This is a genomic window from Intestinibaculum porci (assembly GCF_003925875.1).
Taxonomy (GTDB): Bacteria; Bacillota_I; Bacilli_A; order Erysipelotrichales; family Coprobacillaceae; genus Intestinibaculum; species Intestinibaculum porci.
In genome coordinates this window covers 2,852,245-2,877,199 of record NZ_AP019309.1, presented here as the reverse complement: position 1 = coordinate 2,877,199, position 24,955 = coordinate 2,852,245, and the positions used below count along the sequence as shown (strand labels likewise).

12 protein-coding genes and 5 rRNA genes are annotated in these 24,955 nt (G+C 45.7%); all 17 read left to right on the top strand.

Annotated features, from left to right (window positions below; translation table 11 throughout):
• Position 1 precedes the first annotated feature (1 nt).
• The 17 genes from SG0102_RS13775 (at position 2) to SG0102_RS13700 (ending at position 24,948) form a co-directional block, all read left to right on the top strand.
• On the top strand, positions 2-1,708 hold the full coding sequence (locus tag SG0102_RS13775; protein WP_125120468.1) for a tetratricopeptide repeat protein: 1,707 nt from the start codon (positions 2-4) through the stop codon (positions 1,706-1,708).
• Positions 1,709-1,788: 80 nt separating this feature from the next.
• On the top strand, positions 1,789-4,920 hold the full coding sequence (locus tag SG0102_RS13770) for a tetratricopeptide repeat protein (protein WP_125120467.1): 3,132 nt from the start codon (positions 1,789-1,791) through the stop codon (positions 4,918-4,920).
• The gene (locus SG0102_RS13765; protein ID WP_125120466.1) at positions 4,920-5,705 is read left to right on the top strand and encodes a hypothetical protein; all 786 of its coding nucleotides are present in this window, start codon (positions 4,920-4,922) and stop codon (positions 5,703-5,705) included. Before SG0102_RS13770 ends, SG0102_RS13765 begins: the two co-directional genes overlap by 1 nt.
• A gap of 407 nt (positions 5,706-6,112) precedes the next feature.
• On the top strand, positions 6,113-7,591 hold the full coding sequence (locus tag SG0102_RS13760; protein WP_125120465.1) for a UDP-N-acetylmuramoyl-L-alanyl-D-glutamate--2,6-diaminopimelate ligase: 1,479 nt from the start codon (positions 6,113-6,115) through the stop codon (positions 7,589-7,591).
• Positions 7,588-8,727, top strand: a complete 1,140-nt coding sequence (locus SG0102_RS13755) for an alanyl-tRNA editing protein (protein ID WP_125120464.1) — start codon at positions 7,588-7,590, stop codon at positions 8,725-8,727. The genes SG0102_RS13760 and SG0102_RS13755 overlap by 4 nt, the downstream gene beginning before the upstream one ends.
• 56 nt (positions 8,728-8,783) lie before the next feature.
• Positions 8,784-9,362, top strand: coding sequence for a histidine phosphatase family protein (locus SG0102_RS13750; RefSeq protein WP_125120463.1), 579 nt, complete (start codon positions 8,784-8,786; stop codon positions 9,360-9,362).
• Between the two features lie 17 nt (positions 9,363-9,379).
• A complete protein-coding gene (locus tag SG0102_RS13745; RefSeq protein ID WP_125120462.1) occupies positions 9,380-10,045 on the top strand; it encodes a GTP pyrophosphokinase in 666 nt (221 codons plus the stop codon).
• 1 nt (position 10,046) lies between these two features.
• A complete protein-coding gene (locus SG0102_RS13740) occupies positions 10,047-10,895 on the top strand; it encodes an HAD family hydrolase (RefSeq protein ID WP_125120461.1) in 849 nt (282 codons plus the stop codon).
• Positions 10,896-10,971: 76 nt separating this feature from the next.
• Complete coding sequence (locus tag SG0102_RS13735; protein ID WP_125120460.1) at positions 10,972-12,591, top strand: sensor histidine kinase; 1,620 nt, start codon at positions 10,972-10,974, stop codon at positions 12,589-12,591.
• A 62-nt stretch (positions 12,592-12,653) separates the two neighbouring features.
• Positions 12,654-13,436 (top strand): ZIP family metal transporter, encoded by a 783-nt coding sequence (locus tag SG0102_RS13730; protein WP_125120459.1) that lies wholly within the window; start codon positions 12,654-12,656, stop codon positions 13,434-13,436.
• Between the two features lie 31 nt (positions 13,437-13,467).
• On the top strand, positions 13,468-13,881 hold the full coding sequence (gene mscL / locus SG0102_RS13725; RefSeq protein WP_125120458.1) for a large conductance mechanosensitive channel protein MscL: 414 nt from the start codon (positions 13,468-13,470) through the stop codon (positions 13,879-13,881).
• 334 nt (positions 13,882-14,215) lie between these two features.
• Positions 14,216-15,741: ribosomal RNA gene (locus SG0102_RS13720) — 16S ribosomal RNA — on the top strand.
• 264 nt (positions 15,742-16,005) lie between these two features.
• Positions 16,006-18,892 (top strand): 23S ribosomal RNA (locus SG0102_RS13715).
• A gap of 39 nt (positions 18,893-18,931) precedes the next feature.
• A 5S ribosomal RNA gene (gene rrf / locus SG0102_RS13710) occupies positions 18,932-19,040 on the top strand.
• A gap of 772 nt (positions 19,041-19,812) precedes the next feature.
• On the top strand, positions 19,813-19,956 hold the full coding sequence (locus tag SG0102_RS15425) for a hypothetical protein (protein WP_157983067.1): 144 nt from the start codon (positions 19,813-19,815) through the stop codon (positions 19,954-19,956).
• 315 nt (positions 19,957-20,271) lie between these two features.
• A 16S ribosomal RNA gene (locus SG0102_RS13705) occupies positions 20,272-21,797 on the top strand.
• Between the two features lie 264 nt (positions 21,798-22,061).
• Positions 22,062-24,948: ribosomal RNA gene (locus SG0102_RS13700) — 23S ribosomal RNA — on the top strand.
• The 16S, 23S and 5S rRNA genes sit together here, the layout of an rRNA operon.
• Positions 24,949-24,955: the final 7 nt, after the last annotated feature.

Sequence of the window (24,955 nt, the reverse complement as noted above, 5' to 3'; positions counted from 1 at the left end):
TATGGAGATTGTCTTATTTATCAATGATTTACAGCCTTCTCCCATCATTGAGAAGGATTTAGATATGATCAGCTTTGATCCAAAAACAAGTCAGTTATGCATCGATTATGTCTGGGTTGGCCCTAACGGCAGCGGAGATGGCATGCGGGAAACGCTGGCGCTCGAAGCGCCTATTACGTTACTTTCTCTTTATGAAGTCATCGATGATGCTTTTGATCATCTGTTAGAGATTGCCGATTTATTGCTTAATACCCGTCTTATTGACTATTTTCTCGATGAACATAATGATGAAACGTTAAAAGAAATCGATCAGCAGTACATCATGCTTTTACAGCGGCTCTATCGTCAGAAAGAAAGTGAAGATGATTTCGTCGACTTAGCCATTTTATGTCAGGCTTACGGCGCTTTTCTCGAACGCTATGACTTTTCTCGCTGCGCAGATCCCTATCGGCGTGAAAAGGATCTGCTTGAAGATGTCGCAAGTCATCATCCTACCGATGAGAATATTCATAATGCGATTGTTGGCTACAATGATGTTATTCGTATCTACGAAGCGCTTGGTGATGCTTTTCAAAGCGACACCTTGGCCCTTTATCTCGCGCTTTATGATCTCAAAAAACGTGCTCATGAAGTAGACGATTATGATTTTGCACATATTTGTGAACGGATTGGTATTCTCTATAGTGAAATAGATACCAATGAAGATATGGATGGCATCGATCATGATGCCGATCGTTTGCGGATGTCCATCTTCTATCATCAGATTGAGAAAGATATTTTTCGAGAAGCCTACCATCAGAGCCATGGCTTAGAAGAAGGCTATAACTATAATGTAGCTTTGCGTCAGATCGGCCGCCGCTTTGAGGCGTTAGGCGATAAAGCGTCTCTTTTAGAAGCCCAAACCTATTATAAACAGGCTTATACCATTGCCCAGACATTACATCAGGCATCAAGTGAATATGAAGATCTTTACACCATCTCTTTAGAACATCTCGGTGATATCTATTTACTGTTATCAAAACCTGAGGCGGCAATTCAAGCTTACTTAGAAGTCTTTGCGATTGAACAGCAGACGATGGCTCAGCTAGAAGATCGCTTTAGTGTCGTTATTATCAATAAAAAACTGGGGAAAGCCTATCAGGCTTTACGGGAATATCAACAAGCTCAGCGCTATTATCAGGATGCCCTTACACTTGTTTTAGAGGTTGCTAAGGAAAGCGATGATTATGAAAAACAGGCGGAATGCGGCATTGCCTATATGAACTTAGGCTGGCTGGCAATGGATCAAAAGAAATATGATGAGGCTTTGTCTTATTTCCAAAAAGATTTATCCTTACGGTTACATCTTAATGAACGTTATGGTACGATCACTTCGCATTATTCCTTATCCTTAGCGCAGCGTCATATGGGCTATGTCCTAGAAGCGTTAGGCGATGAAGAGGAAGCCTGCCTCTATTTCAAGTCTTGCGTGCAGATTGCACTGCATTACTGTCAGGGGCATCATGAAGGACAAAGACATTATCTGATGGTTTCACTTCATGACTTAGCTTACTGCCATTTTCAATTAGGCAATTATGCGTTAGCGAAAGAAGGCTATGATCAGGTTCTTGCTTATCTCGCTGAAAAAAGTGAAACCCGGGTCCATGAATATGTCCTTGATGAGAAAGCAATCAAGCAGGAATATGAAGCACTGATGAAACTTGGCTAAGGTCAGGTTTTTTATCATGATGAAAGAAAGTGGTAAGTCACATAAGGATTTGATAAAATAAAAGAAAGGTGGTGATCGATATGAATAAGGTGAAAGGACCAGGCGAAGATGAACATGATATCGTGCTCTATATGCGTGATGATCAGGATCAGACAGCTGAGTATGCGCTGGTTTCCCTCATTCTTATGAAAAGAGAAGACCATATTTATCTCTATAGTGAAAAAGCTTTTGTCCACCAGGGCAGTTTACTTAATAGTGAAGATCATTATGAAGAGATCACTGATCAATTGTCTTATTTCAGTATTGATGATTTAGAAAAATGGATTGCCCAAAACTATGATGTGCATTTTGATTATCCGCTTATTTATCATCAGCACTTGGTTTATTTTATGATAATAAATAGTGGCGATGAAGCATTGAAAGCGGATCTTGATATTTTTGATCGTTATTTACAGGAAGAAGACCTGAATGCTTTTACGATCAGCGTTGATGATTATAAAAGATGTCTTGCCTTCCTCCATGCCCAGGCCATGATCTGTATGCGTCTTGATCATGATCATGAACGCTTATCGGAGATTGTGCGACAAATGTTGGAATATGCGGAAAAGATTCCTCATGAACAGGTCGATACGATGGTTTCGGATGCTTATGAAATCGCTGGGGATTACTATAGCGATAAGGATCCGGAAATGGCCTTGTATTACTATGTGCAGGTTTTATCTCTGATAGTTAATCAGGAAGATGATCTTTTTTTAGCTATCATTCACGAAAAAAGCGGAGATTTAGAGCGACAGCTGCAGCGCTATGATCAGGCCATTGCCTCTTATCTTCAGGCTGAGAAACATTTTCAAAAGTCCAACGACCAGGATGAAGCGCTGATGATTCAAATGGCTGCTTTATATCAGGATTTAAGTCGCTGCTATGAACAAAAAAATGATCGTCAAGCGATGGAAAACTGCCTGCAAAATGAAGAAAGTCTTTTAAAGCAGGTTGTGACAAATGATCCTAAACAGGATAATGAGCATAATTATATTATTGCCTTGCGCAATATTGCCCTCTTTTACAGTCATGGTCAAAGTCGCCAGGATTTAGAAAAAGCCATTACTTACTATCATTTAGAATTAAATTATAGCTATCAGTATGAAAAACGTTATGCTCATGTTGAAACATCGCTTTCGTTAGCCCATGCCTATCATGCGTTAGGAGAAATGTATTTACGTTATGATGGTGAGGAAGAACTGCGTGAAGGGATTGCTTACTTAGAAAAAGATGCTGAAATTCTCAAAAATCGTTATCAGATGTCCCATTTAGAAAAACAGGGGTTAGAAATGGCGGTGGCTTATCATGAAATCAGTAAGGCTTATGCCCTGATGAGTGATCAGGAGGCGATTACGGCATTAGAAAAAGCGATGCAGCTATTTAAAGCATTCTTTGAAGACTATCCAAAGGTATCCCATTTTAAAAATTATCTGATTGTCTCCTCACAGCTAGGAGAACGCTATGTCGATAGCGGCGATCGTGATCTCTATGAAAAAGCGCATGCGATTTATAGTGAAAATGTTTTATGGGCTCATGATCTGGCGATCAAACAGCCCGCATTTATTGAAGAATATGCCCGCAGTCTCTTTTTACTAGGTGGTTTTTATGCACTGATGGATGGTGAGTTTTACCAGCGTAGTGCAATTGATGCCTATAATAAAAGCATCCGTTATGCCACAAGCGTGCAGGCGACTGATATTGAAATGAATGCGAAAGAAGGCTTAGGCTTACAGTATATGAAGCAGGAAGATACCAGTGAAGCTGGGGCTTTGTTTAGAGAGGTGTTAGATTACCGTCAGGGCACGACGACCTATGAATTAGGCCGCGCTTATGAAAACTTAGGACGATTGTATAAGTCCTTAGGTGAAGAAGAGGACTTACGCCAGGCTTATGCTTATCATAAGCAGGAAGCGGAAGTCTTTGCAAAGGTGTATGAGCAGTCTCACAGTGATCATGATTATTACAATCTTTTAGTCGCCAAAAGACAGATTGCCGAATTGGATATGCTGGAAAATAGTCAAACATCCCTGCATGAAGCGATCAGTCTCTTTCAGGAGATTCACCAGGCGCCGATTGCTTTAAGTGATGATTTGAGGGGCCTGATTCTTGATCGCTTAGGGGATGCTTATCGTAAACTTGATGGCAAAGAGCATCTTTTGCAGGCTTTACACTGTTACCAGGAAGCTGGTCACTATAAGATTGAAGGACATCCTTTAGATTTCTCACGTATTGAAAAGAAATGCGGCTATATTCATGAGAAACTGAAAGACTTAGAAAGTGCGAAAGACTGTTATCAGGAACATTTAAAGATCGTCACTGATCTTTATGAAGAGCATCCAGATGTTCAGTATTATCAGGAGATGGCCGTCGGCGAACATAACATGGGGATGATTGAACGACGGCTAAAAAACATTGAGGAATCCAATGCTCATCTCAATGCGGAGAAGAAGATTCGCATGGCGCTCTTTCACGAAGATGACTGCGATGCGCATCGTTATGCATTAGGGATTGTCCATCGTCACTTAGGTGAAAATTATGAATCGCTCAAACAGTATCTGGAAGCATTACGCGAATACCGCGTATTCTATTACCATATGGCGGTCTTAAGCGAGCAGCCGCGCTATCGCCAGGCTTATTATGTGGCATTAGAAAAGTTAGGCAATGTTCATAAACACTTTAATGATCCGCATCACTTAATCCAAGCGATCGATTGTTATGAAAAGGTTTATCATTTTGTAGAAAAGATGCACAATGATCGCTCACTCGTTACAATCTTACAAAAATTAGCTTTTACGTATTTAAAAGCCGGTCATTTAGAAGAAGCGATGCAGCTTTATGAAAAGCAGGAGAAACTGTTAGAAGGTCTTATTACCAGTGATGAGAGTTACTTAGAGGATTATGCCAGCTGCCTCAATTATAAAGGAATGATTTTGAAAAAGAACGATCCTGAAAAAGCCCGCGAACTTTTTGAAAAAGTGATTGCCTTAAGACAGGATGAAGCCTCAACCCCTTATCATTTTTTTAGATTGGGTAATACTTATCGGCTGCTAGGGGAAGTGACGCAAAATAAAGATTACTACTTAGCGGCGATCCACTGCTTTGAAAACAGTCAGTTAAAAAGCAGTGAACCTTATCGGAAAGCCTGTCTGGAAGCTTTGAAAGGATTAGAGTGATGAAAAAGTTCTTACTCATCCTTTGCCTTGTCCTAACCGGCTGTCACCAGACACCGCAAAAAAAGGTGCATTATGCATTTCATAAGGCGGTGCTTTGTGATAACAGCCGGTTAAAGATGGTGATGGATGATGGCTTCATGAGCAAGGGAAACTATATCTTATCCCTTAAGATCACGAATAAAGTCAAGCAGCCTATGCGTCTTTATCTCTCGGATGTGAGTATCAATGGGGCGATGGTTAGCCTTGATTATGATCGCTTCATCGCCAAAGATACCAAGGATCTGGAAATCCGTTTCCGCGATCTTACTCGTTATCAGATCAAGGCCGTACGACAAATCTGTTTGTTGTGTGATGTAGAAGCGGGTGGGGTGACCTGTTTTAATAAAGCTTTAACACTTTATCCGTTGAAAACCCATAAGATGAAGCGTAGTGTGATTGATGCGCCGCACCAGAAAATGAAACTGTTAGATAGTTTTCAGGTAAGTCTCTTTGCTTATCGCTTTAAACAAAGTACCAAAAAGGCGATACTTTATCTGGCCTTGGCGAATAAAACGGATAATGCCCTTACTTTCTCCCTCAAAACAGCAATGCTCAAGAATCTGCATGTCCAAGGCGGGTGGAGCCAGACCTTGAATGGACATACGATTATGTATACGTCGATGCCCATCACTAAAGTGAATCAGAAGGCTTTGAAAGCGATTAAACTTCGAATATTGGTATATGACTATAAGAATACTTCTATTGTCAATCATAACTTTATTATTAATCTAGAGAAATTGAAATAATACTGTGAAAACGCTCACTTTTTCAATTAAAGAAAAAGTAAGAAAAAAAGTTTCTTTTACTTGATTTTTGCGTAACTATTTTGTATAGTGTACTCGTCAAGAGAAAAGAAGATACAAATCTCTTGTCATAACTAATATTAACCTCTTTTAAAAAGTAATTTTCGACAGAAGAGAACAGGTTGGTGGGAAACCTGTTTTTTTCATTTGTGTTAATACTCCATTCATATAATTTTCTTATGATGGAGCTGTCAGAAATACTGACCTTTAAAATCCTCCCTTTGAAATATTTTCGACACCTATTGAGTTAAGAGGATCTCAGAATACACCTGAAGGAACATCCTTCAGGTTTTTTGCGTCTGAAGGATTATTTGGGTATAATGGAAACGTAGAAAAGTGAGGATGAAATCATGTACAATGTAAAAGAATTATTAAAGGGAGTATCTTACTCCGTTGAGCAGGGAAGTGACGACATCACGGTCGCTGATGTTGTCTATGATTCCCGTAAAGTGACCGAAAATACATTATTCGTCTGTGTCGTTGGGGCTAACTTTGATTCCCATGACGCGGCTCAGGAAGTTATTTCTAAGGGCGCCAAAGTGTTAGTTGTCGAACATGATATCGATTATGATCACCAGGCGGATGTCACCATCATTCGCGTCGATGATACCCGTTATGCGATGGCTTTTATTGCGGCAAGCTATTATGGTCATCCGGCCGATGCCTTAAAAGTTATTGGGATTACTGGGACAAAAGGCAAAACCACAACGTCTTATATGGTGAAATCCATCTTAGAGCACGCCGGCTATAAAGTGGGTTTGATTGGTACCGTAGAAACGATTATTGGCGACAAGCATATTCCTTCGGTGAATACCACTCCCGAATCTTATGTCTTACAGCGTCGTTTTCAAGAAATGGTCGATGCCGGCATTGAAGTCGTTGTTATGGAAGTGTCTTCGCAGGCTTTAAAGCTGCACCGCACCCAGGGCTTTACGTTCGAATTAGGCATTTTAACGAATATTTCTCCTGATCATATTGGCCCTCATGAACATGCATCTTTTGAGGAATATATGCAGTGTAAAGGATTACTCTTTAAACAGTGTAAAAAAGGAATTGTCAACTGTGATGATGAACATTACAAAACTGTTATTGAAGGCCATACCTGCAGTATTGAAACCTATGGCCTTCATGAAAACGCATCACTACGCGCGAAAAACTTACAGTTAGTTACCAAACCTGGTGAATTAGGGATCGCCTTTGATACCGAAGGAATTATGCAGATGCATATTGAAATTCCTACCCCAGGCAAATTCAGCGTTTACAACGCTTTAACGGCGATGGCGATCTGTCATCATTTCAATGTCCATCCTGATGATATGCAGGAAGCCTTATTACATGCGAAAGCGAAAGGTCGTATTGAAATGTTTAAAGTTTCTGATGACTTTACTTTGATGATTGACTATGCCCATAATGCCATGGCTTTAGAAAGTCTGCTTTCCACTTTAAAAGACTATCAGCCGCACCGTTTGGTGGTCTTATTTGGCTGCGGCGGTAACCGCAGTAAGCTGCGTCGTTTTGAAATGGGCGAAGTAGCTGGAAAACTGGCTGATTTTACGATTATTACTTCCGATAATCCACGTTTTGAAGAACCGCTGGACATCATCCATGATATTGAAATTGGGATGAAGAAAACAACTGGAAAATATATTGAAATCCCTGATCGCCGTGAAGCCATCGCTTATGCCATCGATCATGGTGAAAAAGGCGATATCATCGTCTTAGCCGGAAAAGGTCATGAAGATTATCAGGACATTAAAGGACATAAATATCCAATGGATGAACGTCAGATCATTGCGGATTATTTAGCATCAAAGAAGGAAGCAAAATGAAAACAGTAAAATTATATGATCAGGATCCTTATGCCACGCATTTCACGGCCACAGTAGTGGAATGTGCGAAGGGAAAACTGATCTTAGATCAGACGATGTTTTTCCCTGAAGAAGGGGGCCAGCTGTCAGATCGCGGTACGATTGATGGGATTGCCGTTAAAGATGTGCAAATCAAAGACGGTATCATTACGCATTATCTTGATACAAATACTTTTCATGCAGGTGATCAGGTCACCGGCGAAATCGATTGGTCGCATCGCTTTGATCAGATGCAGAATCATTCCGGAGAACATATCTTCTCCGGTTTAGCCCATCATTATTTTGGTTATGACAACGTTGGCTTTCACTTAGGCGAAAAGGAAATGACTGTTGATTTAAATGGTCCTCTTACTAAGCCGCAAATCGCAATGTTAGAGACGCAAGTCAATGAAGCGATTTATGCCAATGTACCCATTACCTGTCGCTACGTGCCAGAAGAAGAACTCACAGCGTTAGATTACCGCAGTAAGATTGAAATTCATGAACCAGTGCGGATTGTGACGATTGAAGGTTATGATGTCTGTGCCTGCTGTGCACCACATGTGGCACATACGGGAGAAATTGGCCTCTTTAAAATCATTTCGGCGATGAATTACAAAGGCGGCACTCGTCTTTTTATGCACTGCGGGAAAAGAGCCTTAACGTATATTCAAAAGGATGCAGCGCATCTTGATGAAATGTATGCCTTGTTATCAGCTAATCAGGATTCTATTGTCAATTATGTGAAACAGTTAGAAGAAAAAAATCGTTTATTAGAATCACAGCTCAAAGCTTTCCAGCAGCAGTCGTTAGAAGAAAAAGTGGCACAGCTCTCTTCTAAGCATGATCTTTTGTTATTTGAAGAAGGTGTGGAAACCATTATTCAGCGTGCAATTGTCAATAAGATGATGGATCAATGCGTTGGCAAAGCCGGCTTCTTTGTCGGTAATGATCAGCAAGGTTACCGTTATATTGTCGGTTCTCATCATGAGAATATGCAGGACTTTCTTAAACAAATAAAAACCCAGGGCGCTAAAGGCGGCGGCTCACCACAAATGATTACTGGTTTTATTAAAGCGGATCGTCAGACAATCGCATCTTTCTTTCAGCTTGGGTAAAAATAGATAGATATCTTGTGAATATGTTATGATGATTGTACTTACAGGAGGGCTCTATGAAAATATTATATTTAATGCGACATGGACAGACTTTGTTTAATGTCGAACATAAAGTGCAGGGCTGGTGCGATTCCCCATTAACACCACTAGGCATCGCGCAAGCTGAGGCGGCGAGCCAGTATTTTGATGATAACCATATCACGTTCGATCACTGTTATAGCTCAACGAGTGAAAGAGCTTGTGATACACTCGAAATTGTGACGCACCATCAGTATCCTTATATCCGTTTAAAAGGGTTAAAAGAATGGAACTTTGGGCGTTTTGAAGGCATGGATGAATTTTTAAATCCGCCTTTGCCTTACGGTGATTTCTTTGTACCTTATGGCGGAGAAAGTCAGAATGAATTACAAAAACGGGTCGTTGAAACTTTAACGCAGGTAATGGAGCAGGATGATCATCAGAGCGTTTTAGCCGTTTCACATGGCGCAGCTGTCGCTAACTTTATTCGCGCTTTTGGTGATTACAATAAAAAGCAATTAAAGAAAGGTATAAAAAATTGCACTGTTTTTAAACTGTCTTTTGAAGATGGTCATTTCTGTTTGCTTGATTATTATGAACCAGATTTTGAAATTTAAAAGGAGGCTTCGCAGCCATGGACGTAAAGGATATCGCATTAGAAAGATTTCTCAGTGCGATCAAATCACAAATGGATCCGGTTCAGGAATTATTCACTTATTATCGCTGTGCGATTATGGAAGTGGAAACGAAGTTTCGGGTCCTTGATGAACAATTTTCACTGCAGTACGATGATAATCCGATTGAATCAATCAAATCCCGTATCAAAAGCTATGACAGTATTTTACGGAAACTGAAACGCAAAGGTATCAGTTTTGATTTGGATTCTATTCAAAATGAAATTTTTGATATTGCAGGAATTCGTGTGATCTGCAGCTTTGAAAAAGATATTTATATGCTGGCAGATTATCTGTTAGCACAGGATGATATCACCCTCATTGAACGGAAGGACTACATTAAAAATCCTAAACCATCGGGTTATCGTTCTCTTCATTTGATTGTGGAAGTACCCATCTTTTTATCAACCGGTAAGAAAATGATGAAAGTGGAAGTGCAGTTAAGAACGATTGCAATGGATTTCTGGGCTTCTTTAGAACATAAATTACGATACAAAAAGAATTTGTCACCAAAGCAGTTAGTAATGCTTTCGGACGAAATGAAAACCTGTGCTGATATGACTAAGGATCTCGATCGTCGGATGCAGTATGTCCGTGATGAGATGAATCGAGAAAAGGAATGTTAAAATGAGTAAAATTATTTTTTTAGATGTCGATGGTACCCTCATCGACTATCAAGCGAAATTGCCGCTTTCAGCGGAAGAAGCGGTTAATAAAGCCCGCGCACACGGGCATCGCGTCTATATTTGCACGGGCTGCTCAAAAGCTGAAATTGCGATGCGCGATTTTCGCAGTATGGAACTTGATGGGATGATTGGCGCTAATGGCGGCTATGTCGAAGATCATGGCAAAGTGGTCATGCATCAGGCATTAAGCAAAGCGGAAGTCAAACATATCGTCGATTGGTGTAATGCGCGTCAGATTGGCTTCTACTTAGAAGCTAACAGCGGGCTGTATATTAATGATTACTATGTCAAGCAAGGCCCTGAAGCAATGTATAAATATGTCATTGGCAAAGGCAAGACGATTGATCATCCTGAAGCATTCAAACAGGATGCCGTCAATGATTATACGCTATTACATGGTGAAGATCTGTATCGGGAAGATGTCAATAAAGTATCCTTTGTCTTACGCAGCTATCAGGATCATTTAGATTCCATCAAAGAATTTCCCAACTTGGTTGCGAATACCTGGGGCGGTCGTGATGAACAGGCGCTCTTTGGTGACTTAGGGCCTAAAGGCATTACAAAAGAGCATGCCATTCATGTTTTATTAGATTATTTACATGAGGATGCTTCAGAGACGATTGCATTTGGGGATGCGAAAATTGATTTATCAATGTTTGCCTGCTGTCAGTATAATGTGGCGATGGGCAATGGCGGTCTAGAGATTAAAGCGGCGGCTGATTATATAACTGATGATGTCAATCATGATGGCTTATACAAGGCTTTTGAATATTTACATTTATTTGATTAAAGCTACCTACACAGTAGCTTTTTTCATATTCAAATAAAAGAAATTATTATATAATGTCCTTAAGGAGCTGAGAACATTGAAATTCCCATTATCAAAAGATGCCTTTAAAGAACATAGCTTTTTACGGATTTGCGTGGTGCATTTTACAATCTTTTCCGTTTTGTTATTAGCTTTGTATTTAGGGTTTATCTTTATTTATACCTATCTGCTTAATAATTCCTTTTCGACCATGGAAGATATTCTGAAATATAAAACAGAAATGAAAACGGATCATTACGCGGATATTCCGATCGGTAACTTTAAAGACTGTTCATTTATTGTCTTTGATGAGAAAAATAAGGTTTTATATGCCAGTGAGAAAGAATTAAAAAATCAGATCAAGGGCAGCGATACCTATATGATTGAAAACTATAATTCTACCGCGAATTATAGTATTACTAAATATAAATCCGGTCCTTATAAAAATGGCTATTATATTCAGCGCTGTGAAACCGGAAAAGATGAAACGATCTATTCAACGGGTCACCTGATCGTTGATGCCCATTTAAAGAGAGTGTCTGGAACGCTCTTTACGGTCAATCAGCTTACCAAAAGCGAATTAAACCTGCTTAGCGGGAAGCTGATCGATGCCAATCAAAATGAATTTTCGGTCACGAAATATAGTTATAACAATCATAAAGGCAAAGCCCGGACCTTTATTTACGTTTATCCAACGTTTACTAAAGTCGCCTATGATGAAGCGGAAAGAGATATCGTTAAATACATTCCGATTCCGATTGGCTTAGTCATCTTATTAATCTTATTACAGACGGCGATCTTTGATCGTTCAATCAAACGTTCCCTGCAGCCGTTAAATGAAGCGATGCTTTCCTATGCGAAAGGACAGCCAGCTTTTGTGGATAAAAAATCCATGCCGGCAGAATTTGAAGATGTCGTGCAGAACTTTGAAAATCTGATGGAAGCTCTCGCTAAATCGGAAGCGGAAAAAGATAAAGCAAATCGTGACCGTCAGCGGATGATTGTCGATGTCTCACATGATTTAAAGACGCCGTTAACGGTTGTACAAGGGTATGCAAAAGCTCTAGCGGATCATAAGGTTCCCGAAGATCGTGTAGAATCTTATCTGCAGACGATTAATCAGAAAGCCATTGCGGCTTCTGAATTAATGGATTCCTTATTTGCCTATGCGCGTATGGAACATCCAGAATATAAACTCAATTGTGTTGAAGTGGATTTCCATGAATGGCTAGCGGCTTACTTATCATCTCGAGAAGAAGAAATTCGTCTCAAAGGGTTCTTCCTTGATACGGAAATTCCTGATGATATTGAACTTGCAAGCATTGATCTCAATCTCTTCCCAAGAGTCTTTGATAACCTGATCAATAACACGCTGAAATATAATGCCGTAGGAACACATATTTTGGTGAAAGTTACGGAACACAATGATAAGATGACGATCTATGTGGCTGACGATGGCGTCGGCATCTCTGATGAAATCGGTGACCGCATTTTTGAAGCCTTTGTGACTACTAATGAAGCGCGCACCTCAGGCAAAGGGACAGGTCTTGGCATGAGCATTGTGAAACGGATTGTGGAATTGCATGGCGGGACGATCTCTTTAGGGCATTTAGATGGTTATGCGACAACCTTTGTCATTGCGATGAAACGCGGCTTTACTAAGAAAGCAAATGCATAATGCATATCGATGGCATGATTGAATACATTAGGATAGAATGAAGTTCAAAGGAAGGTGCATTTATGGATAAAAGTGCAATTATTGGCTTAGTCATTCCTTTTATCGGAACGACGTTAGGCTCAGCAATGGTCTATTTTATGAAAGACCAGCTCAATAAATTATTAGAAAAAATACTGTTAGGTTTTGCCGGCGGGGTCATGATGGCAGCGTCTGTCTGGTCACTCTTGATTCCGGCGATGGAATTAAGCAAAGACTGGGGGAAATTAGCCTTTGTCCCATCAGTCATCGGTTTCTCTTTAGGGATCCTGATGTTGCTGGTGGTTGATCAGTTGGTGCCGCATTTACATTTAGAGGCTACGACGCCTGAAGGACGTCCTTCTCATTTGAAGAAAACAACAATGATGATTCTTGCAGTTACTATTCACAATTTCCCAGAAGGGATGGCTGTTGGTGTCGTTTTCGCAGCGACGGCGGCTGCCCATTCAGTCATGAGTGTTTCAGCAGCTTTCGCTTTAGCGTTAGGAATCGCGATCCAGAACTTCCCGGAAGGCGCCATAATTTCAATGCCGTTAAGAGCGGAAGGCGTATCTAAAAACAAAGCCTTTGTGATGGGCACACTGTCGGGAATCGTCGAACCAATCGGTGGTGCGTTAGTTATTTTATTAGCGCATATCATGTTGCCATGGATTCCTTATTTCTTATCATTTGCGGCTGGGGCTATGGTTTATGTCGTTGTCGAAGAACTAATTCCTGAAGCGAGTGTCGGCGAACACTCTAACATCGCCACAATAGGTTTTGCCGTGGGATTTGCATTAATGATGATCTTAGACGTTGCGCTAGGATAATCATTCAAATATATGCGAAGGAGAAATAGATATGAAAAACTTGTGGAAAGAATTTAAAGAATTCGCCTTTACTGGCAATGTCATTGACATGGCTGTCGGGGTCATCTTAGGGGGTGCTCTCAAAGATGTTGTCACCGCATTAGTCAATATGTTAATGGGGATTATCTCTGGAATCATTAAAATTCCAGCATCGCTTGATGAAGCAGTCACTAAGATCCCGGTTGGAGCTGTTGGTACCGTCTCAATCAAATGGGGAGCTTTCGTCGCTTCATTTATTAACTTCGTTTTGTTGGCACTCTGTATCTTTGCGATGGTTAAGGCGATCAACGGGGCGAAGAATGCCATCAAATTAGAAGAGAAGAAAGAAGCAGTGGAAGAAGAAAAGGCATCGCCAGAAGTCGAACTGTTAACCGAAATTCGCGATCTTCTCAAAAATCAGAAGTAAAAGATCAGGTAAGCTATGCTTGCCTTTTCTTTTGTATTTAACATGCGTAAATGAAAGAGGATTAAAATAGCCTAAAAATCACTAGCGAAGCCAAGTGAGACAAAAAATGAGGAATACGTCAAGAAAAATACGGATTTAAAAGTTTTTCTAAAAAACACTTTACAAGCAGGAAGGAAAATGGTATATTTAGTGAGCACTCCGGTAAGGAGCGCATGCAGAACATTGAAAACTGAAAAGAAACACGTCAAAGAACTCATTTTTGAGCGGTGAACAAAACACCGAAAACAAATAGTCAGAAGTAATTTAAAGAGCTTATTCAAAGCTCCATTCATAAACAATGGAGAGTTTGATCCTGGCTCAGGATGAACGCTGGCGGCGTGCCTAATACATGCAAGTCGAACGGAGCACCTTGGTGCTCAGTGGCGAACGGGTGAGGAGAACATAGGTAACCTGCCCCTCCGAGGGGGACAACAGCTGGAAACGGCTGCTAAGACCGCATAGACGCATTCAGGGCATCCTGGATGCGCTAAATGACCGTATGGTCAGCGGGGGGATGGACCTATGCAGTATTAGCTAGTTGGCGGGGCAACGGCCCACCAAGGCGACGATACTTAGCCGGCCTGAGAGGGCGGACGGCCACACTGGGACTGAGACACGGCCCAGACTCCTACGGGAGGCAGCAGTAGGGAATTTTCGGCAATGGGGGAAACCCTGACCGAGCAACGCCGCGTGAACGAAGAAGGCCTTCGGGTCGTAAAGTTCTGTTGTACGGGAAGAACGTCGGATGGAGGAAATGCCATGCGAGTGACGGTACCGAACATAGAAAGCCACGGCTAACTACGTGCCAGCAGCCGCGGTAATACGTAGGTGGCGAGCGTTATCCGGAATCATTGGGCGTAAAGAGGGAGCAGGCGGTGATACAGGTCTGGAGGTGAAAGCCCGAAGCTAAACTTCGGGAAGCCCCGGAAACCGGATCACTGGAGTGCGGAAGAGGATCGTGGAATTCCATGTGTAGCGGTGAAATGCGTAGATATATGGAGGAACACCAGTGGCGAAGGCGACGGTCTGGTCCGCAACTGACGCTCAGTCCCGAAAGCGTGGGGAGCAAATAGGATTAGATACCCTAGTAGTCCACGCCGTAAACGATCGATACTAAGTGTCGGGAGTCAGATCCCGGTGCTGCAGTCAACGCAATAAGTATCGCGCCTGAGTAGTACGTTCGCAAGAATGAAACTCAAAGGAATTGACGGGGGCCCGCACAAGCGGTGGAGCATGTGGTTTAATTCGAAGCAACGCGAAGAACCTTACCAGGTCTTGACATCGATCTAAAAGGGAGAGAGATCTCCTCATAGCTATAGAGAAGACAGGTGGTGCATGGTTGTCGTCAGCTCGTGTCGTGAGATGTTGGGTTAAGTCCCGCAACGAGCGCAACCCCTGTCGCCAGTTGCCAGCATTAGGTTGGGGACTCTGGCGAGACTGCCTCTGCAAGGAGGAGGAAGGCGGGGATGACGTCAAATCATCATGCCCCTTATGACCTGGGCCACACACGTGCTACAATGGACGGAGCAGAGGGAAGCGAGACCGCGAGGTTGAGCAGAGCCCAGAAACCCGTTCTCAGTTCGGACTGCAGTCTGCAACTCGACTGCACGAAGCTGGAATCGCTAGTAATCGCGGATCAGCATGCCGCGGTGAATACGTTCTCGGGCCTTGTACACACCGCCCGTCACACCATGAGAGTCAGCAACACCCGAAGCCGGTGGCTCAACCGCAAGGAGAGAGCTGTCTAAGGTGGGGCCGATGATTGGGGTGAAGTCGTAACAAGGTATCCCTACGGGAACGTGGGGATGGATCACCTCCTTTCTAGGGAGAAATGCGTGTTTCTTTTCGGTTTTCTCTGCTTTGCAGAGAAGGAAGACCCTTGAAAACCGCATACAATCAAAAGCAAAGAGAAGACTTATTAATTCAAATTAGTAAGACTTCCTGCAAACACTATATAAGGATAAGATCAGAGAAACATCAAAGGTCTAGAATCTGGTATAGTGGGCAAAAGCTAAGATAAACAAGAGAAACAGTTAGATCAAGAATAACAGTCAGTAAACTCAAGCTTATTCATATCAACTTTCAGGTCAAGAAAGAAAGGGCGTATGGCGGAAGCCTGGGCACACAGAGGCGAAGAAGGACGGAGCAAACACCGAAATGCATCGGGGAGCCGTAAGCAGGCGATGATCCGGTGATGTCCGAATGGGGAAACCCGCATGAGCAAGACTCATGCATCCTTCAGCGAATACATAGCTGGAGAGAGGCGAGACGCAGGGAACTGAAACATCTAAGTACCTGCAGGAAAAGAAATCAAACGAGATTCCGTAAGTAGCGGCGAGCGAAAGCGGAGGAGCCCAAACCATCATATGATGGGGTAGTAGGACCCGCACAAAGCGAAGGCCTCGGCAGCCGAATGTCATGGGAAGGACATCCATAGAGGGTGAGAGACCCGTAGGCGAAACCGAGGTTTAGCGAGCGGAGATCCTGAGTACGGCGGGACACGAGAAATCCTGTCGGAAGCATCGGGGACCATCCCGAAAGGCTAAAGACTCCTGTGTGACCGATAGCGAACCAGTACCGTGAGGGAAAGGTGAAAAGAACCCCGGGAGGGGAGTGAAAGAGAACCAGAAACCATATGCCTACAAGAAGTCAGAGCCCGTCAAAGGGTGATGGCGTGCCTTTTGTAGAATGAGCCGGCGAGTTGCTTTTCCAGGCGAGGCTAAGCAGGATATGCGGAGCCGAAGCGAAAGCGAGTCTTAAGAGGGCGAGAGTCTGGAGGAGCAGACCCGAAACCGGGTGATCTAGCCATGGACAGGTTGAAGTCGGGGTGAGACCCGATGGAGGACCGAACCGACCCCCGTTGAAACGTTGGCGGATGATCTGTGGCTAGGGGTGAAATTCCAAACGAACCCGGAGATAGCTGGTTCTCCCCGAAATAGCTTTAGGGCTAGCGTCGCGAGACGGCATGCGAAGGTAGAGCACTGAATATGCGATGGCCTCATCCCGAGGTACTGAGCATAATCAAACTCCGAATGTCGCACGTCCAGTCGCGGCAGTCAGTCTGCGGGTGATAAGGTCCGCGGACAAGAGGGAAACAGCCCAGACCATCAGCTAAGGTCCCAAAGTGCATGCCAAGTGGAAAAGGAAGTGGGGACGTGGAGACAACTAGGAGGTTGGCTCAGAAGCAGCCATCCTTCAAAGAGTGCGTAACAGCTCACTAGTCGAATGACCCTGCGCCGATAATTTACCGGGGCTAAGCATGACACCGAAGCTATGGATATGAAAATATGGTAGGGGAGCGTTCCATCCGGCGGAGAAGCGGGACCGAAAGAGCCCGAGGAGCGGATGGAAGAGAGAATGCCGGCGTGAGTAGCGAGATGCGGGTGAGAATCCCGCACACCGATGGCCCAAGGTCTCCAGAGGAAGGTTCGTCCGCTCTGGGAGAGTCGGGACCTAAGGAGAGGCCGAAAGGCGTATCCGATGGAAGACAGGCGGAGATTCCTGTACCCTTCAGGGAGCGATGGAGTGACGGAGAAGGCTAGCGCAACCGGCGGACGGAAGAGCCGGGGCAAGCGAGGTAGCCGTGATGCAGTGAAATGCGCATCACAGAAGGCGAAGGCGTGACGCATACGGAAAGCTGCGGCAAGTACGGAAAAGCGTGAAGCAGACTTCCAGGAAAAGCTTCTAGCACAAATTTCTGAAGGCCCGTACCGAAAATGGACACACATGGGCAGGGAGAGAATCCCAAGGTGAGCGAGAGAACTGCAGCTAAGGAACTCTGCAAAATGACCCCGTAACTTAGGGAGAAGGGGTGCTCTTCGGAGCCGCAGAAAAATGGCCCAAGCGACTGTTTACCAAAAACACAGCTCTCTGCGAAGGCGCAAGCCGAAGTATAGGGGGTGACGCCTGCCCGGTGCTGGAAGGTCAAGAGGAGTGGTCAGCGCAAGCGAAGCCATGATACGAAGCCCCAGTAAACGGCGGCCGTAACTATAACGGTCCTAAGGTAGCGAAATTCCTTGTCAGGTAAGTTCTGACCCGCACGAAAGGCGTAACGATTTGGGCGCTGTCTCGGCTGCAGACTCGGTGAAGTCTTAGTACCTGTGAAGATGCAGGTTGCCCGCGACTAGACGGAAAGACCCCATGGAGCTTCACTGCAGGCCGACATTGGGCCTGGGTGCATGACGTACAGGATAGGTGGGAGGCTGTGAGACGGGTTCGCCAGGATCCGAGGAGCCGCTGTTGGGATACCACCCCTCGTGCACTTAGGTTCTAACCGGGACGCGTAAGCCGCGTACGGGACAGTGTCAGCCGGGCAGTTTGACTGGGGCGGTCGCCTCCCAAAGAGTAACGGAGGCGCCCAAAGATACCCTCAGCGTGGATGGAAACCACGCATCGAGCGCAAAGGCATAAGGGTGTCTGACTGCGAGACAAACAGGTCGAGCAGGGACGAAAGTCGGGCTTAGTGATCCGGCGGTACCGCATGGAAGGGCCGTCGCTCAACGGATAAAAGCTACCCTGGGGATAACAGGCTGATCTCCCCCAAGAGTTCACATCGACGGGGAGGTTTGGCACCTCGATGTCGGCTCATCGCATCCTGGAGCTGAAGTCGGTTCCAAGGGTTGGGCTGTTCGCCCATTAAAGCGGTACGCGAGCTGGGTTCAGAACGTCGTGAGACAGTTCGGTCCCTATCTGTCGTGGGCGCAGGAGGTCTGAGGAGAGCTGCCCTCAGTACGAGAGGACCGGGGTGGACGGACCGATGGTGGACCAGTTGTCACGCCAGTGGCACAGCTGGGTAGCCAAGTCCGGAAGGGATAAGCGCTGAAGGCATCTAAGCGTGAAGCCCCCTCCAAGATGAGACCTCCCGTTGCTTAGCAAGTAAGGCCCCTTAAAGACGATAAGGTTGATAGACCGGGAGTGAAAGCATGGCGACATGTTCAGCGGACCGGCACTAATAGGCCGAGGACTTGACCAGAGAAGAGATTGTGTGCGGTTTTCAGGGGAGATCCTGAGATCCGGTAGCGATGGCGTGATGGAGACACCCGTACCCATGCCGAACACGGAAGTTAAGCATCACAGCGTCGACGATAGTCAGAAATGGCGACAATAGAACGCTGCCGGTCGATAGCACCTCAGATGAGGTGCTTTTGTTTTGCGTGAGATTTATACCTCACGCTTTTTTAATTGCGCTCATGAAATGTGAACATCATTTCTGATAATCATATTTATCCACCAAAGCAGTGACTAACGAAACAAAAAAGAAGGCATATCCACCGTCACTGTGGAAAAACATAAAAAAAGGAGGAGAAATGCACAATGATGGTGGAAAAGCGCTTTGAGCAAAGAAGAAAGTCACCATTTATGTGAATAAGCATAAGCATCTGAATGAATCTCCCCAACAAAAGTGAGTAACTCATTTAAGAAGAAAAACTATTCACCTAAATGTGTATAAGCTTCAAGGAATCAGAAGATCCGCCCAATGATGGTGGAAAAGATCTTTGCAGAAAGAAGAAAGTCTCCATTTATGGGAATAAGAGATAAAAGATCATTGATATATTAGAAATCAATTAATGGGCAGGCTTACAGAAGTAGAATCCTTGGATCAAGTTGACACCTGCGTTTTTAATACCTTCACATAAAGTATGAAGTTTAGCTTTTAATAGGATGATATCAGAAAATGCAAAGAGGTTAGAAATGAGCGAAAGTTGACTATTTATTGAAGTCTTCACTTGTTTAGGCAAGATGCTGGTAATGATTTCAATGGTGATCCCTACATGGAGCTGATGGATTATTAATGTTTTTGAAATGAAAGGGATAAACATCCCTTTCAAAAGTCTCTTTTGAAAACAGGATCTCTAATATTCTGTTACTCTTTAGGTAGGAGGTAATAATGAGATGGACGACATTTTTTTAGAATTTATCGATGGTATTATTGAACGAAATGATACACATTTATTTGAAAAGATTGAACAAATGATTAGGAATTCCTCTTTAGATCAAGATGACCAAGATTTATATAATAAAGAAGATGATAGATAATGGCAAATATATGTCCGATGCTTGTGGTTCTCCTATGAGGATAAAAATGACCTGAATTGTAAAAATAGGCAATTAAAGAGGATATTATGATTGTATACCGTATTTTTTAACGAAACATTCAAAAAATCTTAAAAAACACTTTACAAGCAGGAAGGAAAATGGTATATTTAGTGAGCACTCCGGTAAGGAGCGCATGCAGAACATTGAAAACTGAAAAGAAACACGTCAAAGAACTCATTTTTGAGCGGTGAACAAAACACCGAAAACAAATAGTCAGAAGTAATTTAAAGAGCTTATTCAAAGCTCCATTCATAAACAATGGAGAGTTTGATCCTGGCTCAGGATGAACGCTGGCGGCGTGCCTAATACATGCAAGTCGAACGGAGCACCTTGGTGCTCAGTGGCGAACGGGTGAGGAGAACATAGGTAACCTGCCCCTCCGAGGGGGACAACAGCTGGAAACGGCTGCTAAGACCGCATAGACGCATTCAGGGCATCCTGGATGCGCTAAATGACCGTATGGTCAGCGGGGGGATGGACCTATGCAGTATTAGCTAGTTGGCGGGGCAACGGCCCACCAAGGCGACGATACTTAGCCGGCCTGAGAGGGCGGACGGCCACACTGGGACTGAGACACGGCCCAGACTCCTACGGGAGGCAGCAGTAGGGAATTTTCGGCAATGGGGGAAACCCTGACCGAGCAACGCCGCGTGAACGAAGAAGGCCTTCGGGTCGTAAAGTTCTGTTGTACGGGAAGAACGTCGGATGGAGGAAATGCCATGCGAGTGACGGTACCGAACATAGAAAGCCACGGCTAACTACGTGCCAGCAGCCGCGGTAATACGTAGGTGGCGAGCGTTATCCGGAATCATTGGGCGTAAAGAGGGAGCAGGCGGTGATACAGGTCTGGAGGTGAAAGCCCGAAGCTAAACTTCGGGAAGCCCCGGAAACCGGATCACTGGAGTGCGGAAGAGGATCGTGGAATTCCATGTGTAGCGGTGAAATGCGTAGATATATGGAGGAACACCAGTGGCGAAGGCGACGGTCTGGTCCGCAACTGACGCTCAGTCCCGAAAGCGTGGGGAGCAAATAGGATTAGATACCCTAGTAGTCCACGCCGTAAACGATCGATACTAAGTGTCGGGAGTCAGATCCCGGTGCTGCAGTCAACGCAATAAGTATCGCGCCTGAGTAGTACGTTCGCAAGAATGAAACTCAAAGGAATTGACGGGGGCCCGCACAAGCGGTGGAGCATGTGGTTTAATTCGAAGCAACGCGAAGAACCTTACCAGGTCTTGACATCGATCTAAAAGGGAGAGAGATCTCCTCATAGCTATAGAGAAGACAGGTGGTGCATGGTTGTCGTCAGCTCGTGTCGTGAGATGTTGGGTTAAGTCCCGCAACGAGCGCAACCCCTGTCGCCAGTTGCCAGCATTGAGTTGGGGACTCTGGCGAGACTGCCTCTGCAAGGAGGAGGAAGGCGGGGATGACGTCAAATCATCATGCCCCTTATGACCTGGGCCACACACGTGCTACAATGGACGGAGCAGAGGGAAGCGAGACCGCGAGGTTGAGCAGAGCCCAGAAACCCGTTCTCAGTTCGGACTGCAGTCTGCAACTCGACTGCACGAAGCTGGAATCGCTAGTAATCGCGGATCAGCATGCCGCGGTGAATACGTTCTCGGGCCTTGTACACACCGCCCGTCACACCATGAGAGTCAGCAACACCCGAAGCCGGTGGCTCAACCGCAAGGAGAGAGCTGTCTAAGGTGGGGCCGATGATTGGGGTGAAGTCGTAACAAGGTATCCCTACGGGAACGTGGGGATGGATCACCTCCTTTCTAGGGAGAAATGAGTGTTTCTTTTCGGTTTTCTCTGCTTAGCAGAGAAGGAAGACCCTTGAAAACCGCATACAATCAAAAGCAAAGAGAAGACTTATTAATTAAGATTAGTAAGACTTCCTGCAAACACTATATAAGGATAAGATCAGAGAAACATCAAAGGTCTAGAATCTGGTATAGTGGGCAAAAGCTAAGATAAACAAGAGAAACAGTTAGATCAAGAATAACAGTCAGTAAACTCAAGCTTATTCATATCAACTTTCAGGTCAAGAAAGAAAGGGCGTATGGCGGAAGCCTGGGCACACAGAGGCGAAGAAGGACGGAGCAAACACCGAAATGCATCGGGAAGCCGTAAGCAGGCGATGATCCGGTGATGTCCGAATGGGGAAACCCGCATGAGCAAGACTCATGCATCCTTCAGCGAATACATAGCTGGAGAGAGGCGAGACGCAGGGAACTGAAACATCTAAGTACCTGCAGGAAAAGAAATCAAACGAGATTCCGTAAGTAGCGGCGAGCGAAAGCGGAGGAGCCCAAACCATCGAAAGATGGGGTAGTAGGACCCGCACAAAGCGAAGGCCTTGGCAGCCGAATGTCATGGGAAGGACATCCATAGAGGGTGAGAGACCCGTAGGCGAAACCGAGGTTTAGCGAGCGGAGATCCTGAGTACGGCGGGACACGAGAAATCCTGTCGGAAGCATCGGGGACCATCCCGAAAGGCTAAAGACTCCTGTGTGACCGATAGCGAACCAGTACCGTGAGGGAAAGGTGAAAAGAACCCCGGGAGGGGAGTGAAAGAGAACCAGAAACCATATGCCTACAAGAAGTCAGAGCCCGTCAAAGGGTGATGGCGTGCCTTTTGTAGAATGAGCCGGCGAGTTGCTTTTCCAGGCGAGGCTAAGCAGGATATGCGGAGCCGAAGCGAAAGCGAGTCTTAATAGGGCGAGAGTCTGGAGGAGCAGACCCGAAACCGGGTGATCTAGCCATGGACAGGTTGAAGTCGGGGTGAGACCCGATGGAGGACCGAACCGACCCCCGTTGAAACGTTGGCGGATGATCTGTGGCTAGGGGTGAAATTCCAAACGAACCCGGAGATAGCTGGTTCTCCCCGAAATAGCTTTAGGGCTAGCGTCGCGAGACGGCATGCGAAGGTAGAGCACTGAATATGCGATGGCCTCATCCCGAGGTACTGAGCATAATCAAACTCCGAATGTCGCACGTCCAGTCGCGGCAGTCAGTCTGCGGGTGATAAGGTCCGCGGACAAGAGGGAAACAGCCCAGACCATCAGCTAAGGTCCCAAAGTGCATGCCAAGTGGAAAAGGAAGTGGGGACGTGGAGACAACTAGGAGGTTGGCTCAGAAGCAGCCATCCTTCAAAGAGTGCGTAACAGCTCACTAGTCGAATGACCCTGCGCCGATAATTTACCGGGGCTAAGCATGACACCGAAGCTATGGATATGAAAATATGGTAGGGGAGCGTTCCATCCGGCGGAGAAGCGGGACCGAAAGGGCCCGAGGAGCGGATGGAAGAGAGAATGCCGGCGTGAGTAGCGAGATGCGGGTGAGAATCCCGCACACCGATGGCCCAAGGTCTCCAGAGGAAGGTTCGTCCGCTCTGGGAGAGTCGGGACCTAAGGAGAGGCCGAAAGGCGTATCCGATGGAAGACAGGCGGAGATTCCTGTACCCTTCAGGGAGCGATGGAGTGACGGAGAAGGCTAGCGCAACCGGCGGACGGAAGAGCCGGGGCAAGCGAGGTAGCCGTGATGCAGTGAAATGCGCATCACAGAAGGCGAAGGCGTGACGCATACGGAAAGCTGCGGCAAGTACGGAAAAGCGTGAAGCAGACTTCCAGGAAAAGCTTCTAGCACAAATTTCTGAAGGCCCGTACCGAAAATGGACACACATGGGCAGGGAGAGAATCCCAAGGTGAGCGAGAGAACTGCAGCTAAGGAACTCTGCAAAATGACCCCGTAACTTAGGGAGAAGGGGTGCTCTTCGGAGCCGCAGAAAAATGGCCCAAGCGACTGTTTACCAAAAACACAGCTCTCTGCGAAGGCGCAAGCCGAAGTATAGGGGGTGACGCCTGCCCGGTGCTGGAAGGTCAAGAGGAGTGGTCAGCGCAAGCGAAGCCATGATACGAAGCCCCAGTAAACGGCGGCCGTAACTATAACGGTCCTAAGGTAGCGAAATTCCTTGTCAGGTAAGTTCTGACCCGCACGAAAGGCGTAACGATTTGGGCGCTGTCTCGGCTGCAGACTCGGTGAAGTCTTAGTACCTGTGAAGATGCAGGTTGCCCGCGACTAGACGGAAAGACCCCATGGAGCTTCACTGCAGGCCGACATTGGGCCTGGGTGCATGACGTACAGGATAGGTGGGAGGCTGTGAGACGGGTTCGCCAGGATCCGAGGAGCCGCTGTTGGGATACCACCCCTCGTGCACTTAGGTTCTAACCGGGACGCGTAAGCCGCGTACGGGACAGTGTCAGCCGGGCAGTTTGACTGGGGCGGTCGCCTCCCAAAGAGTAACGGAGGCGCCCAAAGATACCCTCAGCGTGGATGGAAACCACGCATCGAGCGCAAAGGCATAAGGGTGTCTGACTGCGAGACAAACAGGTCGAGCAGGGACGAAAGTCGGGCTTAGTGATCCGGCGGTACCGCATGGAAGGGCCGTCGCTCAACGGATAAAAGCTACCCTGGGGATAACAGGCTGATCTCCCCCAAGAGTTCACATCGACGGGGAGGTTTGGCACCTCGATGTCGGCTCATCGCATCCTGGAGCTGAAGTCGGTTCCAAGGGTTGGGCTGTTCGCCCATTAAAGCGGTACGCGAGCTGGGTTCAGAACGTCGTGAGACAGTTCGGTCCCTATCTGTCGTGGGCGCAGGAGGTCTGAGGAGAGCTGCCCTCAGTACGAGAGGACCGGGGTGGACGGACCGATGGTGGACCAGTTGTCACGCCAGTGGCACAGCTGGGTAGCCAAGTCCGGAAGGGATAAGCGCTGAAGGCATCTAAGCGTGAAGCCCCCTCCAAGATGAGACCTCCCGTTGCTTAGCAAGTAAGGCCCCTTAAAGACGATAAGGTTGATAGACCGGGAGTGAAAGCATGGCGACATGTTCAGCGGACCGGCACTAATAGGCCGAGGACTTGACCAGAGAAGAG